Genomic DNA, 16,979 nt, shown 5'->3' with positions numbered 1-16,979 from the left:
TCATGTATGAACTCTTTTTTGATTGGTTTTGCCATTTTGTTGTAAAAAAAGTTCAATCGAGGATATTTGATCGAGGGTGTTTCGTAACGATTTCGTAAAACTCTTGCTTAAATGGTAGTCGTTGATGGCAATGGTGAGCCTTTCTGAAGCGATATGGGGGTTTTTGGCGATGTCACTTATGATTTCAAGCGTGTTACGATAGGAGTTGGCTATCTTTTTATAGATTGCTTCAATCTCTTCTTTTGCATGCTCGTCTCCTTGTAAAGCGTAATGGAACGCCTGTACGCTGCGAATGATCTGATAGCGCAAATTTTGTAAAAATTCTCTTTCTTCCAAACTCTCCCCTTCATACCACTGCTCTAGGTCTGGAAGCATATCTTTAATCGCTTTTGCAGCCGTTGCCAAATAGGTAGTCGTTTTTGCGATAGCATGGATAATCTCCTCCATCTCTTTTGTCGTAGCATTCGCAGAGAGCTCATGGGTAAAGCGTAAAATCTCACCTTCTATTTTACGGATATGGTTATATTGGGTCATAAAAGGCACATCTAAAGGATCACTATATTTTTCCAGGATTTTATCGATAGAACCCTCTTTTTCTAAAATATCGAGGCTTGGAATGCCTACAGCAAAAAGAGCGAAATTCTCCACCTCTTGGTTTAAGTGGTTGATCTCTTTCAAGGATGCATCCAGTGCCACATCGACCACACTACTTGAAACATTATGGATATACTTGGTAACTATATTTTCGGGTTGGTCAAAAAGCGTTTCCAACCATTTTGCCAAAGGCTCGATAAATGGAAACCATATGAGTACACCAAAAACGTTGAAAAGAGTATGAAAAAGAGCTATCTGGATAACAGGATCGGCAGTTGGCATAATCAATCGTGTAGCTTGCAGAAGCCAAGGAAGAGCCAGATAGGCAAAGACTCCGGTGGAGAGATTGAAGAAAAAATGGGCCGTAGCCGCTCTTTTTTTATCCGGGGAACCTCCGATAGCTCCAAGGATGGCTGTAATGGTCGTTCCTACATTGGCTCCTATCACGAAGGCGGCTGCTTGCTCCAAAGAGACGATTTGGGCAAAAAGAGCACTTTGTATGATGGCAATTGACGCAGAACTTGACTGGATGATAGCGGTGATAGCAAACCCGAGCAGTGTATACCACCAAAGATGATCAAAACCTTGTAAAGAGACCTTTTGACCGAATTCTGAAAAGCTCTCCTTCATCCCCTCCAGTCCCATAAAAATGAGCCCAAATCCCACCATAGCATAAAAAATATTTCTCCATCTGCTCTCTTGTGGCGCCAAGACGCTTCCAAGTCCACCAAAGCCTACCATGAAATAGGAGAGCAGTTTGATATCCATCTTGAAACCGACAAGTCCTACGATCCAGGCTGTTACGGTGGTTCCTATATTTGCTCCAAAAATGATGCCGATAGCACCTTCTAGATGGATAAGGCCTGCTCCAATGAGTGAGAGTGCCATGAGAGTGACCACGGAAGAGCTTTGAAAGATTGTTGTTGTGAGGATACCGGCCAAGAGACTTTTTAAAGGGGTACTGGTCATCCAGCGAACAATCTTTTTGAAAAATCTTCCAGCGGCACTGCGAAGCTGCTGCTCTAGATAGAGCATTCCAAAGAGAAAAAGTCCAAGTCCAGAAAAAGCTTCTATAAAAAACTTAAAATGTTCTATTTCCAAATCCCCGGTATAAAGGTGTTGCATTTTGGACACCGTCCATCTACTAGATGGTTTCGGACCTGCTGTCCGATATGGCCGCTTCGCTCAATAACGGCATATCCGCAGGCCGGGCAGTAGGTGGTTTCAAACTCAGGAGCATTAAAGTTACCCACATAGACAAACTTGAGTCCTTCCGCTTTTCCTATTTCATACGCTTTGAGCAGTGTCTGGGGTGGTGTGGGATGGGTGTCGGTCATTTTGTATGTCGGATAAAAACCGCTTACATGCCAAGGGATCGAGGTATCGATGGAAGCGATGAAATTAGCGATTTGACGCATCTCCTCTTCGCTGTCGTTCTGATCCGGGATAAAAAGCGTCGTGATTTCGATCCAGATATCCTTTTTATAGGCGTATTCGATCGCTTCAAGGACAGGTTTGAGTCTTGCACCACACTGCTCTTTGTAAAATCTGTCCGTGAAAGCTTTTAGATCGATATTCATCCCATCAATGACACCAGCTAATTTATCCATCGCCTTTCTTGTCTCATATCCGCTGGTGACATAGATGTTTTTCAACCCCTTTTCGTGTGCCAGTTTAGCCGTATCGTAGCTGTATTCAAACCAGACAATCGGCTCGTTGTAGGTATAAGCGATGGAGCTGCATCCATGATGCAGTGCAAGCTCCACTGCTTGCTGGGGCATGAGATCATGACCAAAAATCTTGTGATCGTGCTCTTGAGGAAACTGGCTTATCTCAAAATTTTGGCAAAAAGAGCAGCTGAGGTTACATCCAACTGTTCCAAAGCTGAACACTTTTGTATTGGGCAGGAAATGAAACATCGGTTTTTTTTCTACTGGATCCACATTGACTGCAGCCGCTTTGCCATAGACAAGAAGTTTTAGTTCCCCGTTTTCTACTTTTCTTACGCCACAGATGCCATACTCGCCCTCATCCAGTTTACAGGCTTGCGCGCATGCTTCACATAAGATTTTCCCAGAAGGGAGTTTTTTGCTCAGCCACGCGTGCACTTTCATTCCCAAACTCCTGCTATTGTTTCTCCACATTTTGGACATTTTCCATCCACAAGATGGTTTTTTACCTGTTCCCCAAGATAGCCAGCTCGCTCGATCACTTTAAAACCGCATTTTGGACAGTAGGTGGATTCAAGATCTTCATCGGGATAGTTGCCTATATAGACATAGTTTAGCCCTTTTTCTTTTCCTATATCGTAGGCTCGTTTGAGGGTTTCGTATGGAGTTACAGGGCGATCGAGCATTTTATAGTCCGGATGAAATCTGCTTACATGCCAAGGCATGTTTGGATCGATATCAACCATAAATTTTGCGATATTTCGAAGTTCTTCGTCGCTGTCGTTGATACCTGGGATGATAAGTGTAGTGGTTTCTATCCAGATTCCTTTTTGATGGGCATATTTGATGGCTTCAAGAACTGGCTTGAGTCTAGCGCAGCTAATCTTTTGGTAGCTTTCGTCTTTGAAAAATTTGATATCGATATTCATCCCATCGATATAGGGAGCCAACTCGTCAATTGCCCGTCTTGTCTCAAATCCACTGGTGACATAGACATTTTTGAGTCCCTTTTCATGGGCCAGTTTTGCCGTATCGTAGGTGTATTCAAAATAGACGATCGGCTCATTGTAGGTATAGGCGACCGATTTGCATCCATACCGTAAGGCAATCTCTACGATATCGGCCGGCATCAACTCTTGACCGAATACTTTATAGCCGTTTGTTTGTGGATATTGGCTTATTTCCCAATTTTGACAAAATTGACAGCAAAAGTTGCAGCCAACGGTGCCGATACTCATAATAGTTGAGCCTGGAAGAAAATGAAACATAGGCTTTTTTTCGATTGGATCGATATGCGCGGCTGCTGCCAAACCGTATACGGTCGATTTGAGCTTGCCGTTTTCGTTGACCCGAACCCCACATTTTCCAAATTCACCAGGATCGAGTTTACAGGCGTGAGCACATGCAAGGCAGAGGACTTTATCGTTTTTGAGCTCTTTTGAGAGCCATGCATCGGCTACCATGGTTTGCTCCTTGATTTTTTCCCATCATATCAAAAATAGAGGAAAAAGCAAGAACAAAAGTAGCTTATGGCTCTATTTTTTTCTCACAGAGACGATACTCTTTGCCAACTCTCGCAACTGTTTGAAACTCTATATCAAAATTTTCATTGGCGTACCGGTCCTCCACGTAGTAGGATTCTATCTCTAAGATAAGTGGAATGGTTTTACTTCCTTTGAGATCTATTTTTTGGTACAGACGACAGAAAAAGGCACTTGGGGCTCCTTCGATAATAGGAGGAAAATCGGCGAGAATCTTTTGTGTTGAAATATCAAACGTTTTGGCTTCACTTATCTCCTCGGGCAGCATTTCACTGCTTTCGTGCATTTTGGTTATCTGTTCTGGTGCTACGCTGCATATGGTGCACTTTTTCGTTTCAAGAATATTCTTGAGGGTATCTTTTGGCGAGCCATCTTTTTTATGTCCGATAGAGACGACAAGGGTAGCGGGGTTAGAGCTTAAAGCCATGAAGTAACTAAAAGGAGCGATATTGAGGGTTTTTCCTTCTGTTACGATCCATGCAATGGGCCTAGGAATAACGGAACGACTCATTATTTTATAACGATTCTTTAGCTCCAGATTTGCAAAATCAACAATCATATAATCCTCTCTATCTCTTCTTTTGTATTTTCCAAAATGAGAGTTGTTTCCAATAATAGGGCATAGTGTCTATTTTGCGGCATTAAAAACTTCTTCGACTCTTCGTAGCTGTTCCATAACGCTTCTACGTTATCGAAATCTCCCATTTTCAAAGCTTCCAGACAGGTGGCGGCACTTAGAAGTCCTTCTATGACCGGTGCACTTTCATCTTCACAAATTTCTAGCATCTGACGTGCTAACTCTATCGCCTCATTGAACTGTCGCTCACTGATAGTGTCCATGTAGTAAAACATATACTTTTCTAATTGCGCCATCATTTCCTCCTTCTTATGGTGCTATGAGACCTTTGTCATAACAGATTTGATCAAATTCACAGACGATATTTGGATCATATATGAGTAAAGACTCATCTTTATGTTCGTACTCTACTTTGCTTAAAAAATGTTTTATCGTATTGATGCGAGCGACTTTTTTGTCATTTGCCCGCACCACATACCAAGGAGCGTAGGCAAAATGGGTTCTTGCGAACATTTCATCCCTTGCTAAGGAGTATTGGTCCCATAACTCTTGGGCTTTTTGATCAATGGGACTTAGTTTCCACTGTTTCAAAGGATCTTTTTTTCGCTCTTCCAAACGCTTTTTTTGTTCATCTTTTGTGATATCGAGCCAATATTTGGTAAAAATGAAGCCGTCATGAACCAGGAGATGCTCGAAATTTGGTACCTCTTGCATGAATTTTTCATACTCTTCATTCGTACAAAAACCCATGACTTTTTCAACGCCTGCCCTGTTATACCAGCTCCTGTTGAAAAAGGCCATCTCTCCGCCGTGTGGGAGATAGTGAATGTATCGTTGAAAATACAAATACTTTTTATCTAGTTCTGTAGGTTTGCCCAGTGCAACCACTCTTGTCTCTCTTGGACTGAGGTGTTCGGTGAATCGTTTGATAGTCCCATCTTTTCCAGCAGCATCCCGCCCTTCAAAAATAGTGCATACTTTCAGATCCTTTTCGATGACGGTGCGTTGAAACTTTACAAGTTCCACTTGGAGGTAATACAGTTCTTTTTTATACTCTTTTTTATCCATTTTTCACCTTTGTTTCACTATAGTATAGTTTCAAAGAGATTAAATAAGATTTAAAAGAGGTTTTGTGGAACCAAAAAAAGCTTTCGGACTATGGAGTGCGGCCTTTTTGGGAATAGGTTCGATGGTTGGTATTGGGATTTTTATCGTTATAGGAGAGGCTGGAGCGATTGCAGGTAATCTGGTTATATATACTTTTATCATTGGTGGATTGATCGCTCTTTTGTCTGGGTACTCGTTAGCCAAACTCGCTCTTCGCTATCCTAGCCGAGGGGGTGTGATAGAGTATCTTGTTCATGAGTATGGTGAAGGTTTTTTTAGTGGTGCATTAGGAGTTCTTTTCTATTTTGCCCAACTCATAGGGCTTGCTGCAGTAACAAAATCTTTTGGAATTTATGCTGCTACCTACACATCATCTGGTATTACTCCTTTTACTGTCAATCTTTTTGCTATAGGGATATTGGGATTTTTCACTTTTGTTAATCTACTTGGTGCTTCCATAGTCGCAAAGAGCGAAAGCTATATTGTAATTTTCAAACTGAGTGCGATAACGCTTTTTGTAGTAGCCGCACTTTTTTATATCGATCCTCATAGACTTGTGTCTGATGAAACCCATAGCTTGATCGATATGCTGTATGCTTTAGGACTTGTCTTTTTTGCCTATCAAGGCTTTAGCGTTATCACGAACAGTGTTGAAGATATGGAAAGTCCTCATAAAACTATGCTGAAGGCAATGATGCTCTCGATTGGTATTGTCATTGTTTTGTACGTGATGACATCGATAGCGGTTATTGGCAATCTCCCTCTTTCGGAGGTGGTTAGAGCAAAAGATTATGCTTTGGCTGAAGCTGCTAAACCTATGTTTGGTGATTGGGGGTTCAAAATCATGGCTGCTGTCGCTTTGATCAGTGCGACCAGTGCTATCAATGCATCATTGTATGCAGCGACACAGATCAGTTACGATTTGGCAAAAAAGGGGGAACTGCCTAAAGTGTATGAATATAATGTCTTCAAATCCACCGAAGGATTGATTGTTTCTGCTCTTTTGATTGTGCCTATGATCATCTTTTTGAATCTCGAAGAGATTGCCACAGTTGCAGCTATAGTGGTTTTGTTGATTCAAGGCTTTGTTCATACCGGACACTTTTTGAAAATCAAGAAAACACGAGCCATGCCGCTTTTTGTGTTTCTTGCCTCCATTGGAACTTTTGCATCTGCCGGTTTTGCTTTGGCATATACGCAACAAAAACTCCCTTTGGTCGGATGGTACGTGTTATTGGCATTTTTGGGAGCGTACTTTTTAGAGATACTCCTTCGTCTTGCTACCAATCGAACTATAAAAAAACAGATTCTTTGGGAGCCAGAGGAGATTGAAGAAAAACTCAAAAAGATGTTGTATGATAAGAAAATAAAGGGTTCAAATGAATAGTATCGATCTTGGAACACTGTTTTTGGTTGCATTCTTGGGAAGTATCGGGCACTGTATCGGGATGTGCGGAGGATTTGTGATGGCATACAGTGCTGCGAAAGTAGACAATCAATGGAACCGATCCCACCAGGCGATGGCCCATCTTCTGTACAATCTTGGACGAATCACCTCTTATGTGATAATTGGAATAGTCTTTGGCTTTTTTGGAAAAGTCTTCTCTTTCAGTATGACCAGCAAAGGGGTGCTCTTTTTACTTGTAGGTATTTTGATGGTGTTAATGGGTCTTTCCCTCATGGGACAGATCCGGTTTTTGAGCAGTGTTGAGTGTTCTACGACGAACATCGGCTTTTTCCGTGCAGCTTTTCGTAAACTTATCGCCTCAAGAACGTTGCCAAGTTTCTTTTTTCTAGGAATGCTCAATGGTTTGATCCCATGCGGGTTCGTCTACTTCTTCGCCGCTTTTGCAGCGGCTACTGCATCACCGTTTTGGGGTGGTGTAGTGATGCTTGTTTTTGGATTGGCTACGATACCCGTGCTCTTTTTACTAGGGTATTTTTCATCGCTGATGCAGCAGATGAAGTTTCGCCACGTTGCTCTACAGATTGCGGGTATTTTAGTCGTTTTGTACGGTATCTATACAGGATATAAAGGATATATGTTCCTTGAACATCCCGAAATGGTCAAAAAGAAGATGATGCATATGAAACAAAAACTGCATGAAAAAATAAAACGAGCGCAGGGAGATTAAAGCCCCCGCTCTTTTTTCTTTCTCAAGATTCTTCTTCGAATCCGTTGAAATTTGCTAAACTGTTTTTTTTCCAGTTCCACTTCGGCTTTTTCGATCTCTTCACCTATTTTGATCTCAAGCATTTCGCTCTTTCGCATCGCCAGTATTTGTGAAGGAAAGATACTTCTATGTCCTGTAAGCAAGAAACTGATCACTGCACTTAATGCTGCATAGTGGGCGATCTCAAGACCAAAGAGTTCTACTGCCATGATAGTGGCTGCAATGGGAGCATTGGTAGCTCCTGCTAAAACACTCACAAAACCGAGTGCCGCAAACAAAGCGATATGTTGATAATCAAACCACATTCCAAAAGCATGCCCGCTGGTCGCACCTATATAAAAGACCGGGGTGATCACGCCTCCGCTTCCTCCGCCGCCTAAAGTGAGTGCTGAGGTAATGGTTTTAAGCAAAAAGGCGTACCATGGAAGATCTTTGGCAAAATAGGGATCTGGATTGAGGGTATCTTTGATCGTCTCCATGCCGAGTCCAAGATACTGGTCGCCAAAGAGTATACCGATCACCACCACTATGGTCCCGGCAATGAATGCTTTTATATAGAGATTGAGAGGAATTTTCTCAATCCCTTTGTGGATGAGGTTCATGAAAGTGACTATGATATCGCTTACCAGTCCAAAAAAGACTCCTGCTCCAATCACTTTCACAATGAGGGGGATATCGAGCGAAACGCTTTGATAGTAGTGAAAATCAAAATAGGTGTATTGGATGCCAAGAAACTGTGCAGTAGTAAAGGCGGCAAATCCGGCGATGAAAGAGGGCAGCAGCACATCATACAAGATAACGCCGATGATAAGGACCTCTACGCCGAAAATGGCCCCTGCTATGGGAGTTCCAAAGACGGAAGCGAAACCGGCACTAATACCGCAGATAACAATCTTTTTGCGATCTGCATCACTAAATCGCAAAAGATCGCTGAGTCCACTCGCGGAAGCGGCACCGATTTGACCTGCCGGACCCTCTTTCCCCACCGAACCACCGGCAACCAGTGTCAAAACGGTAGCGACAAGTTTGATAGGCACCACTTTAAGGTCTATTTTACCATGTCGTTTGTGCACCGCTTCAATCACTTTCTCCGTTCCGTGCCCTTCGGCACTGGGAGCAAATGTTTTGATAAGCCAGACAACGAAAATCAGGACAAAAGGCAGGGTGTAGTAGTAGGGGAAAGGGAGTTGGGAGCGTATTCCTTCGCCTAAATGGATCGTTTTTAGAAAAAGCGTGACGATGGCACCAATGATGATTCCCGTTACGGTAGAGAGAATCATCCATTTTAAAAAGGAGAGAAATATGGCTGTCTGTTCTGTAATATGTCGTCGTATCATGATGGAAGCTCCAAAAAGGTTTCAAACAGTTTTTTACAACACTTTCCGCTTGGATTTCGTATGCTGCATGCGCAAAAGTTTGATTTTTTGATCAAATACTCTTCAAAATGTTTTTGGTCCGCATCTTCGACTTTGTATCCAAAACAGAAACATATGGTAGCGTCTTTTTCGGTAGATTTATATGCCGTTTTGCGAAAAAGATCACTGTTGGTGAAAATTTCCAAACCACTGAAATAGACCACTTCACATTCCCTGTTCTTGCAAAAATAGTAAGTTTTGCCTCTATCCAAAGAGGCGATATCCTTGAGATTGCATAAAAGGTTTTCAAATTTTATCTTTTTGCCTTCACCTTGGCATTTGGGACAGTGGTTGGGTATGAAAAATTGCATATCGATCCTTTAAAATTTTTTCCAGAACTCACGGGAGAAGAGGATGATAAATGTATAAAACTCTAGCCTCCCTATAATCATGAAAATTGCCAAAACCACTTTATCAAATTCACTGAAAATGGTAAAGTTGTCGGCCGGTCCCACATGTCCAAAACCGGGACCGATATTGCCAATGACTGCTATGGAGGCACTCATTGCCGTTAGATAATCATATCCTTTCGCATAAAGATAGAATGAGAGTAAGAGCGTGGTGAGAATGTAGATGAAGAAAAAGCCACTGACACTTCCTAAGATCTTGCTGCCGATGCGTTTTTGATCGATATAGACTCCAATGACGGCATTTGGATGCAAAATCTGTTTGATTTGCGCTCCAAGGTTTTTAAGAAGTACCACGTATCGGATAACCTTGACACCCCCAGCGGTACTGCCTGCATTGGCGCCGATAAACATCGGAATGAAAATAAGAGCGATAGCGATTGGCGACCATTGTCCGTAATCGGTGGATGCAAATCCCGTTGTAGTGATAATGGAAGAGATAGTGAAAAAGGAGTGCGTAACGGCGTTGAAAAAAGTGTCATGTCCTATGTATATATGAATGACGCTCAATGCAAAAGAGAGGAACAAAAAAACGGCTGTATACCATAACACCTCTTCACTTCTATATCCACTGAAATCTTTTGAGAGAGCTTTTAAGTGGGCGATGAAGTTGATACCGCTCAGGAACATGAAAAGCGTCGTTACCCATAAAATGAATGTGTTGTTTTCCCAGTATCCAAGACTTGCATTTTTCGTAGAGAAGCCTCCTGTAGAGATGGTGGAAAATGCGTGATTGACGGCATCGAAAAGATTCATACCCCCGGCATAGAGCAAAAGAGCATCAAATAGTGTCAAAGCGATATAGACTGCCCAGAGCCTTTTTGCCGTATCTTTGATTTTTGGTGTCAGTTTTTCCAGGGTAACGCCGGTTGATTCGGCTTTGAATAGCGTTAATGACCCAGTTGGATTGATGATAGTCAAAAGGCCGACACCCAAAACGATGATTCCCATACCGCCTAGCCAGTGATAGAGACTTCGGAGCATCAAAGTTGTGTGTGATAGGGATTCGATATCGCCGTAAATTGTCGCTCCCGTTGTGGTAAAACCACTGATCGCTTCGAAAAAAGCCTGAGCGAATGTGACATTGGAGGTGAGATATAAACCGATTCCACCACCGATACCAAGCAGTATCCAGACAAGATTAACGGCAAAGATTCCCTCTTTGATGCTCATTTGTGCCGGATGCTTCCATAGCAAAGAAAAGAGTAGGTAGTGAAACAGGAAAAAGATGAGATTGAATATAAGATATGGTTTGATGGGTTCATGGTACACAAGTCCGGTCAAAGAGGGTATGGTCAGAAAAAGGGAGAGGACGAGTCCTATTGTAGATAGAAATTTTGCGATGTTTTTTATAGAGTGTAGATCCACTTTTTGACCTTCTCTTCAAGATAGGATTTTGAAAAAACGACGATCACATCAAGTGCTTTGAGTGTCGTTTTTTGTTTCAAAGGGTGGATAACGCTGTTTCGAATAATGAAAGAGAGAATATCCTCTTGCTGCAAAGGTTTGATTTTTTTATCGATGAGGGGAGAGTTAGGAAAGATTTTTCGCATAAATATCGTTCCTCGACCACCACAATAGTGGCGCTCTGTGATGACTGCACTCGAAGCAATTTTTTTCAAAATGGAGTAGTATGCACTCATTTTGGGACCACGGACGGCTACGATACCGAGTTTATGCATCAAAGAGTAAAACTCCATATCGTTGTTCACGGCCACTGTCTTTTTCACGCCATACTCTTTTGCTTCCAAACACCGTATGATATTGTCTTCATCGTCGTTGCTAGTCGATATGACCATATCGGCGTTTTTGACGTTTTCCTCTTCAAAGATCGTATGCTCTACGTAGCGGCTATTGATGATCGTCGCTCTGTTTTGTAAAATCTCTGAAGCTCTTTTGCAAAGCTCGGGATCTTTTTCGATGATTTTGAGTTCTACTTTTTGCTCCAAAAACGCTTTTGCGATCTCAAGTCCAAGAAGTTCGGCTCCAAAAATGGCGATTTTTCGAATCTGTTTTGGAGCATTCCGGTTGAGTCTGTCACACAACCTTTTGATCTCCTCTTTTTGCCCAAAAAGATAGAGTAGATCCTTTTGTTGAATTGCTTCATTATCCGTAGGTATATAAAATTTTTTGTCTCTCTCGATTCCTACTACGACGATATCTTGTGACTCGATCTCTTTTATTGAATGGATGTCACTCTCTTCCACCAAAACAGATACGAGAGTCTGGGGTGTAAAGATAAAGTTTTTTACATTGTTCGCTTTAGGAAAATCAAGAAGCAGTTTGATAGATCTTGCTGCGGCGATGAAAGGGAAAACCGCTTCGTAAATACCAATTTTGTGGGCTATTGAGCTTTTTGCGAAAAAAGGATTACGAAGACGGATGATCTTTTTTTTCACATCGATCACATCATCAGCTATAAGAGTTGAGATGATATTGGCTTCATCATTGTCTGTTACGGCGATAAAAATATCGTAGGGTCTCTCTATCAGGGCTTTAAAAGTGTCAGGGTCTTCGATATTGCCATATATCGGCATAACATCGATCGATTCTGTAAGACGAGAGAGTGCATCTTTGTTTTTGTCTATGATGATGATATTGTGTTTGACAGAGAGTGTTTGAGCCAGTTTGAATCCGACTCGACCAGCTCCGGCGATGATGATATCCATCCTGTTTAGCCTTCTGAAATAGTTTCACAACTGTTGCATACTATTATAACTATAAATTTTTAACGAATTTTGAGTCGATAAAAATTATTTATTGATAATTCAGTTTTTTTAAAGACTCCTCTTTTTATAATTGTTGTAATAATTGTAATGATGTGGAGAGTCGATGAAGTCATTCAATACTGTTTTTCATAGCGAAAAACAGTTGCAAACGTTTATCAAGGAAAAAGGTATCGTCAACAGTGAGCGACTTTTGGTGCAAGTCTACTCGGGTATTGTTCATAAAACTTTTATTGAAGATCTGCTTGCACTTCTTGCTTCACTTTTTCCCGATGCAACGATCATAGGTTCGACAACGGCAGGTGAGATAGTTGATTCAAAGATTTATGAGAAGAATGTGGCACTCTCTTTTACCAATATGGAGCATACTCGCATTAAACCGGATGTTGTGACATATGACCAGTTTTCATCAGACGATCCTTATTATGATGCAGGTGTCTATTTCAAAGAGCGTTTAGTCACTTCTGATACAAAATTCATTCTGCTTTTGGCCGATGGCATGAGAACCAATGGAGAGGAGCTGGTCAAAGGTTTCGGAAAAGAGACCAATATTGTCATTGGCGGTGGACTGGCCGGTGACTATGGCCAGCTCAAAAATACCTATGTCTTTTGTAAAAACAGAGTGATAGAAAACGGTGCGGTTGCTGTAGCCTTCGATTCAAAAGAGCTGCAGGTATTCAACTACTATACGACTGGATGGAAACCGATAGGTCGCTGTTTCGTTGTAACAAAATCGACAGGAAACATTGTATACGAGCTTGATGGAGAACCGATTTACGAAATCTATAAGCGATATCTTGGAAAAGAGATAGCAAAGAATCTTCCAGACAGCGCCATCGAATTTCCTTTGATGGTGGAAAAGGATGGGAAATATATCGCAAGAGCCTCCATCGCGATGAATAGTGATGGAGCACTTGTTTTTGTAGGTAATGTACCGGAGAGTTCATGTGTTCGATTCGGATTTGGGAATACGCTTTTGATTTTGGATACCGCTGGGAAACTGGTCAAAAATGAGATGTTCCAAAAGCGATTTGAATCTCTTTTTATCTTTTCATGCGTTGCAAGGAAAAGATTTTTGGGAGATCTGGTTCATGAGGAGATCCGTCCCTTAAAAAGAGTATCGCCAAATATCGGTTTTTTTACATATGGAGAGTTCGTAACGATGAATGATGGTCATGAACTTCTCAATGAGAGTATGACTTTGATTGCCGCTTCGGAAAGTGAAGAGAGCATAAAAGAGATTGACTTATACAATAAAGAGTTTGTTGATGACAATAGTACCATTCGTGCCATCAATGCATTGATCAATCTTGTGGAGAAGACTACACAAGAACTGGAAAGAGAAAAAAGTGAACTGCAAAGTGAAGTGCAAAAAGATGGATTGACAGGCCTTTTAAACAAAAAGAGCCTTCTGCGTCTGTTGAAAGCGAAGCTGACAAAAAGAGAGCTCTCTTTTGATGCTCGATATCGATAATTTTAAAAAAATCAATGATACCAAAGGCCATCTTTTTGGCGACGAGGTTTTACAAGCCTTCGCTCAAATTCTGGTGAAAAACACAAGAAAGTCCGATATTGTCGGTCGTTTTGGCGGAGAAGAGTTCGTTGTGGTCTATTTCGACCTGGATGAAAAGAAGGCAAAGGAAAAAGCGGAACACATCCGCCTCGAATTTGAAGCATTGAGTCAACATTTCGAGTATCCGTTGAGTGTGAGCATAGGTATGACGAACAAAAGAGAGGGCGATACGCTTTCTACCCTTCTGGAACGATCCGACGAAGCCCTCTACTTCTCAAAGAGAAACGGTAAAAACAGAGTAAGCTATCTATAATTTTTTCTTCTATTTGACAAAGGATGACAATTTATTCTACAATGTGATTAGAGCAATTACTCTAAAAGGGGAGGTTTGGAGACAAAAGAGAAAATCTTGTTTCAGGCACTAAAGCTTTTCAATCAATTTGGAACGAAAGATATAAGTACGAACCATATTGCCAAAGCAACAGGTATCAGTCCGGGGAATCTTTACTATCATTTTCGTAACAAAGAGGAGATTATTCGTTTTTTGTATCAGAAGATGAGAGAAGAGATAGGATTTGAAGATCTCGCACTCCCTGAAACGTTATGTGACATGATGGCATATTGTAAATATGTTGCCACTGTTTGGTGGCGATACCGTTTTTTGAAAAAGGAGCTCGTGATTTTGATGCAAAAAGATCCTCTTTTACAAAGAGAGGTCCAACAAGATACCAAAATGCAGTATGAAAAGCTTCTGCAGCTGATGGAGCATCTTATGGAAAAAGGGTGTATCGTCCCATTGACAGAAGAGATGAAACATCATCTCGCAAACACGATTGCACTCTATAGTAACTTTTGGATCCTCTTTTTGCAAACATTTGGGGAAGACGTTTCCCAAACAATGGCTCTAGATGTATCGAAGGAGGTTTCTAAAGCTCTTTTGCCTTATCTGAGTGATAAAGCCGTGAAAGAATTAAACAAGTGTGAAGGAGTCTAAATGGCACATATAAACTTGCCGGAATTTGAGCAGATGAGTCCCGCAATTCAGGAAAAGGCACGTCCTATTTTGGAAAAAACGGGAAAACTGGGCGAAATTTTCAAACTTTTAGCAATTGATGAAAATATCTATAACGCAACCGATGTAATGGTACAGAACTATCTGTTAAAGCAGACACACCTGCCCTATTTTATCAAAGAGGCTATTGCGCTGCTTATTTCAAAAGAGAACAGTTGCAAAATGTGTGTGGACGTACATAAAAATATCGCAAAAATGTTGGGTATCGATGAAGAACAGATCGCTTCGATCTTGGAAGGCATCGATGCTATGGATACGGAGGAGAGAGTGAAAGAGTTGCTCAGGTTTTGTATCAGGGCGAGTCGCAAAGACAACTATAAAATAACAAAAGAGGATATCGAGCATCTTAAAAATCTCGGTTGGAGCGATAAGGAGATTGTGGAAGCAGTAGCCATTACAGGCTATTTTAACTATATCAATACCTTATCCAATGTATTTGGATTGGGAGAGGAGGCTTAGATGGCACGTTTCATCATGGTGCTTTTGGTGCCGATTTTTGTTTTTGGGTATGGGGCTAAAGGGTTGAATGCCTATAAAAAGCTTTGTGTTCACTGTCATGGACCTGCTTTCAAAGGCGCAGCTATGCTCTATAGCGACGAATGGATGCAGATGTTTGCAGATAACGCAAAAAAGCTCCGTGAAGTGCATAAGGATGATCCAAAAGCGATGGAGTATTTGAAGTTACGATATTTCGAAAGACGTTCGAAATATCTCATGCGTTTTTTAAAAAACAATGCCAGAGATATGGGCGTAGTGCGTAGTTGTGATGGCCTGAATTGTGGATAGGAGCAGTTATGAGAATTTTTGTGAGTTTAATGGTCCCTTTTATACTGTTTGCAGGAATTCTTTGGCAAAAAGATTTTGCAACGGCACAAAAGATAGCGAAAAAAAGAAATCTTCCCATAATGGTCTTTTATGAGAGCCACGACTGCTCTTGGTGCAAGAAGATGCTCGAAACCACTTTTAAAGACCCATCGATCATAAAGCGAATGCAAGATATCGTAGCGGTTCGAGTTTTTAAAGAGGAGAAAAATTTTCCTTCGTGGATACAGTCGAAATATACTCCTACCATCTTCTTCCTTACTCCAGACGGTAAAGAGATCATCAGACCAATCCTGGGCTATCAGAACAGTGAGTATTTTCACTCCTATCTTGATGATGTGCAAAGAAGGAAAAAGCGGTTTATGGGGGAGTGATCACTCTCCCAACCGCTCCTTGATATGTTTGGCTATGCGGTATCCGTGATTGAGTGCAATGGCGATGGATCCTCCGGTCGGTGTGACGATATCACCGGCTGCAAAGAGTCCTGGTGTCTTTGTTTCATAGTTTTCATTGACTTCTACTCTATTGTCCACTACCTCGATGCCACATTTTTTCAAAAACTCCGTTGGTGTTGTTCCACCTATGGCGTAGATGATGCGGTCATACACTTCACTTGAACCATCAGTGAAGTTGACTTTGGGTTTTCCGTGTTCACTTTCTAGGCCCGTGATATCCACTCCAAGTTTGAGTCTCAATTTGTCCCCATTGGCATACTCGTTGATGATGCGTTCGTTTTCTGGGTTGAGTCTGGTAAACTTTTCTCTGCGGTAGTTGAGTGTGACATTGTTGGTATCGGCTAAAAAGTAGGCATATTCTGCCGCAGAATTTCCACCACCGACCACCAGAACCTTCTCACCTTTTTGGCATTTGTCCAGATTGAAGTTGACAAACTGTTTGATGCTTGGAGGGATTTTGTAGGAGGGTTTGTTTGGTTTGCCCATTTTACCGATAGCGATGACCACATTTTTTGCTTGAAACGTATCGTTGTTTGTAGTCGTTACGATAAATATATCCCCCTTTTTTTCCACTTTTTCTACTTCGGTGTTGAAACGTGTCTCGATTTTGTGCCGATCAAGCATTTTGTCGAAAAGATCGAGGGTGGTCTCTTTGGTTCCATCCATGAAAATGATCCGTCCTTCACACTCCACCTTTTGTCCCATCCAGTCCTTATCCACCCGTTTGTTGTCTTTATAGAACGTTCTGATGGTGGCAGAGTGGTTTTCGGCCTTTTCGATCAGCAAAATATTTTTGATACCAAAGATAAAACTCTCTATTGCTGTCCCGATTCCGGCAGGACCTGCTCCTATAATGGCGATATCGTAAAGGGCTTGCATAAATATCCTTTATATGAGTTGTCGTAT

At 41.6% G+C, this 16,979-nt stretch carries 19 protein-coding genes; 8 read left to right on the top strand and 11 right to left on the bottom strand.

All coding sequences use genetic code 11. The annotated features are described in order from the left end of the window. From NIS_RS09320 to ppk2, 6 genes are all read right to left on the bottom strand, one after another. The gene (locus NIS_RS09320) at nt 1–1,719 is read right to left on the bottom strand and encodes a Na/Pi cotransporter family protein (protein WP_197524224.1); all 1,719 of its coding nucleotides are present in this window, start codon (nt 1,717–1,719) and stop codon (nt 1–3) included. After that, nucleotides 1,686–2,708 carry an AmmeMemoRadiSam system radical SAM enzyme gene (gene amrS, locus NIS_RS09315; protein WP_012083118.1) on the bottom strand — a complete coding sequence of 341 codons (1,023 nt, stop codon included), beginning with the start codon at nt 2,706–2,708 and terminating at the stop codon, nt 1,686–1,688. The genes NIS_RS09320 and amrS (NIS_RS09315) overlap by 34 nt, the downstream gene beginning before the upstream one ends. After that, on the bottom strand, nt 2,705–3,727 hold the full coding sequence (gene amrS, locus NIS_RS09310) for an AmmeMemoRadiSam system radical SAM enzyme (RefSeq protein ID WP_012083117.1): 1,023 nt from the start codon (nt 3,725–3,727) through the stop codon (nt 2,705–2,707). The genes amrS (NIS_RS09315) and amrS (NIS_RS09310) overlap by 4 nt, the downstream gene beginning before the upstream one ends. Nucleotides 3,728–3,791: 64 nt before the next feature. Beyond that, nucleotides 3,792–4,364 (bottom strand): flavin reductase family protein, encoded by a 573-nt coding sequence (locus NIS_RS09305; protein ID WP_012083116.1) that lies wholly within the window; start codon nt 4,362–4,364, stop codon nt 3,792–3,794. After that, nucleotides 4,361–4,678: a hypothetical protein gene (locus NIS_RS09300; protein ID WP_012083115.1), complete on the bottom strand. Its 318-nt coding sequence runs from the start codon at nt 4,676–4,678 to the stop codon at nt 4,361–4,363. The genes NIS_RS09305 and NIS_RS09300 overlap by 4 nt, the downstream gene beginning before the upstream one ends. Nucleotides 4,679–4,691: 13 nt before the next feature. After that, nucleotides 4,692–5,450 (bottom strand): polyphosphate kinase 2, encoded by a 759-nt coding sequence (ppk2, locus tag NIS_RS09295; RefSeq protein ID WP_012083114.1) that lies wholly within the window; start codon nt 5,448–5,450, stop codon nt 4,692–4,694. Nucleotides 5,451–5,514: 64 nt separating this feature from the next. On the opposite strand from ppk2, the gene NIS_RS09290 reads away from it, so the two are divergent. Together NIS_RS09290 and NIS_RS09285 are read left to right on the top strand one after the other, a co-directional pair. Continuing rightward, entirely contained in the window at nt 5,515–6,876 is a 1,362-nt protein-coding gene (locus NIS_RS09290; protein WP_012083113.1) for an APC family permease, read from the top strand. Next, nucleotides 6,869–7,624, top strand: a complete 756-nt coding sequence (locus NIS_RS09285) for a sulfite exporter TauE/SafE family protein (RefSeq protein ID WP_012083112.1) — start codon at nt 6,869–6,871, stop codon at nt 7,622–7,624. Before NIS_RS09290 ends, NIS_RS09285 begins: the two co-directional genes overlap by 8 nt. Here the strand turns inward: NIS_RS09285 and NIS_RS09280 are convergent. From NIS_RS09280 to NIS_RS09265, 4 genes are read right to left on the bottom strand one after another with little or no spacing between them, the layout of a single operon-like run. Next, entirely contained in the window at nt 7,621–9,000 is a 1,380-nt protein-coding gene (locus tag NIS_RS09280) for a chloride channel protein (protein ID WP_012083111.1), read from the bottom strand. The genes NIS_RS09285 and NIS_RS09280 overlap by 4 nt on opposite strands. After that, nucleotides 8,997–9,389 (bottom strand): hypothetical protein, encoded by a 393-nt coding sequence (locus NIS_RS09275; protein ID WP_012083110.1) that lies wholly within the window; start codon nt 9,387–9,389, stop codon nt 8,997–8,999. The genes NIS_RS09280 and NIS_RS09275 overlap by 4 nt, the downstream gene beginning before the upstream one ends. A gap of 9 nt (nt 9,390–9,398) precedes the next feature. After that, nucleotides 9,399–10,853 (bottom strand): TrkH family potassium uptake protein, encoded by a 1,455-nt coding sequence (locus tag NIS_RS09270; RefSeq protein WP_012083109.1) that lies wholly within the window; start codon nt 10,851–10,853, stop codon nt 9,399–9,401. Further along, nucleotides 10,835–12,154, bottom strand: coding sequence for an NAD-binding protein (locus NIS_RS09265; RefSeq protein ID WP_012083108.1), 1,320 nt, complete (start codon nt 12,152–12,154; stop codon nt 10,835–10,837). Before NIS_RS09265 ends, NIS_RS09270 begins: the two co-directional genes overlap by 19 nt. Nucleotides 12,155–12,317: 163 nt before the next feature. On the opposite strand from NIS_RS09265, the gene NIS_RS10110 reads away from it, so the two are divergent. From NIS_RS10110 to NIS_RS09240, 6 genes are all read left to right on the top strand, one after another. Beyond that, nucleotides 12,318–13,685, top strand: coding sequence for an FIST signal transduction protein (locus tag NIS_RS10110; protein WP_050724148.1), 1,368 nt, complete (start codon nt 12,318–12,320; stop codon nt 13,683–13,685). Beyond that, entirely contained in the window at nt 13,669–14,037 is a 369-nt protein-coding gene (locus NIS_RS09260; RefSeq protein ID WP_050724147.1) for a GGDEF domain-containing protein, read from the top strand. The genes NIS_RS10110 and NIS_RS09260 overlap by 17 nt, the downstream gene beginning before the upstream one ends. A 75-nt stretch (nt 14,038–14,112) precedes the next feature. Next, complete coding sequence (locus NIS_RS09255) at nt 14,113–14,718, top strand: TetR/AcrR family transcriptional regulator (protein ID WP_012083107.1); 606 nt, start codon at nt 14,113–14,115, stop codon at nt 14,716–14,718. Next, nucleotides 14,719–15,255, top strand: a complete 537-nt coding sequence (locus NIS_RS09250; RefSeq protein ID WP_012083106.1) for a carboxymuconolactone decarboxylase family protein — start codon at nt 14,719–14,721, stop codon at nt 15,253–15,255. After that, on the top strand, nt 15,256–15,582 hold the full coding sequence (locus NIS_RS09245) for a hypothetical protein (protein WP_012083105.1): 327 nt from the start codon (nt 15,256–15,258) through the stop codon (nt 15,580–15,582). Nucleotides 15,583–15,590: 8 nt separating this feature from the next. Further along, nucleotides 15,591–15,992 carry a thioredoxin family protein gene (locus NIS_RS09240; protein WP_041354078.1) on the top strand — a complete coding sequence of 134 codons (402 nt, stop codon included), beginning with the start codon at nt 15,591–15,593 and terminating at the stop codon, nt 15,990–15,992. Here the strand turns inward: NIS_RS09240 and NIS_RS09235 are convergent, their stop codons facing one another. Beyond that, nucleotides 15,993–16,952: an NAD(P)-binding domain-containing protein gene (locus NIS_RS09235; RefSeq protein WP_012083103.1), complete on the bottom strand. Its 960-nt coding sequence runs from the start codon at nt 16,950–16,952 to the stop codon at nt 15,993–15,995. It abuts the gene before it with no gap. Nucleotides 16,953–16,979 lie beyond the last annotated feature (27 nt).

The sequence above is a fragment of the Nitratiruptor sp. SB155-2 genome (assembly GCF_000010325.1).
Taxonomy (GTDB): Bacteria; Campylobacterota; Campylobacteria; order Campylobacterales; family Nitratiruptoraceae; genus Nitratiruptor.
The sequence above is the reverse complement of the archived record's forward strand: the minus strand, read 5'-3'. Positions and strand labels throughout refer to the sequence as shown.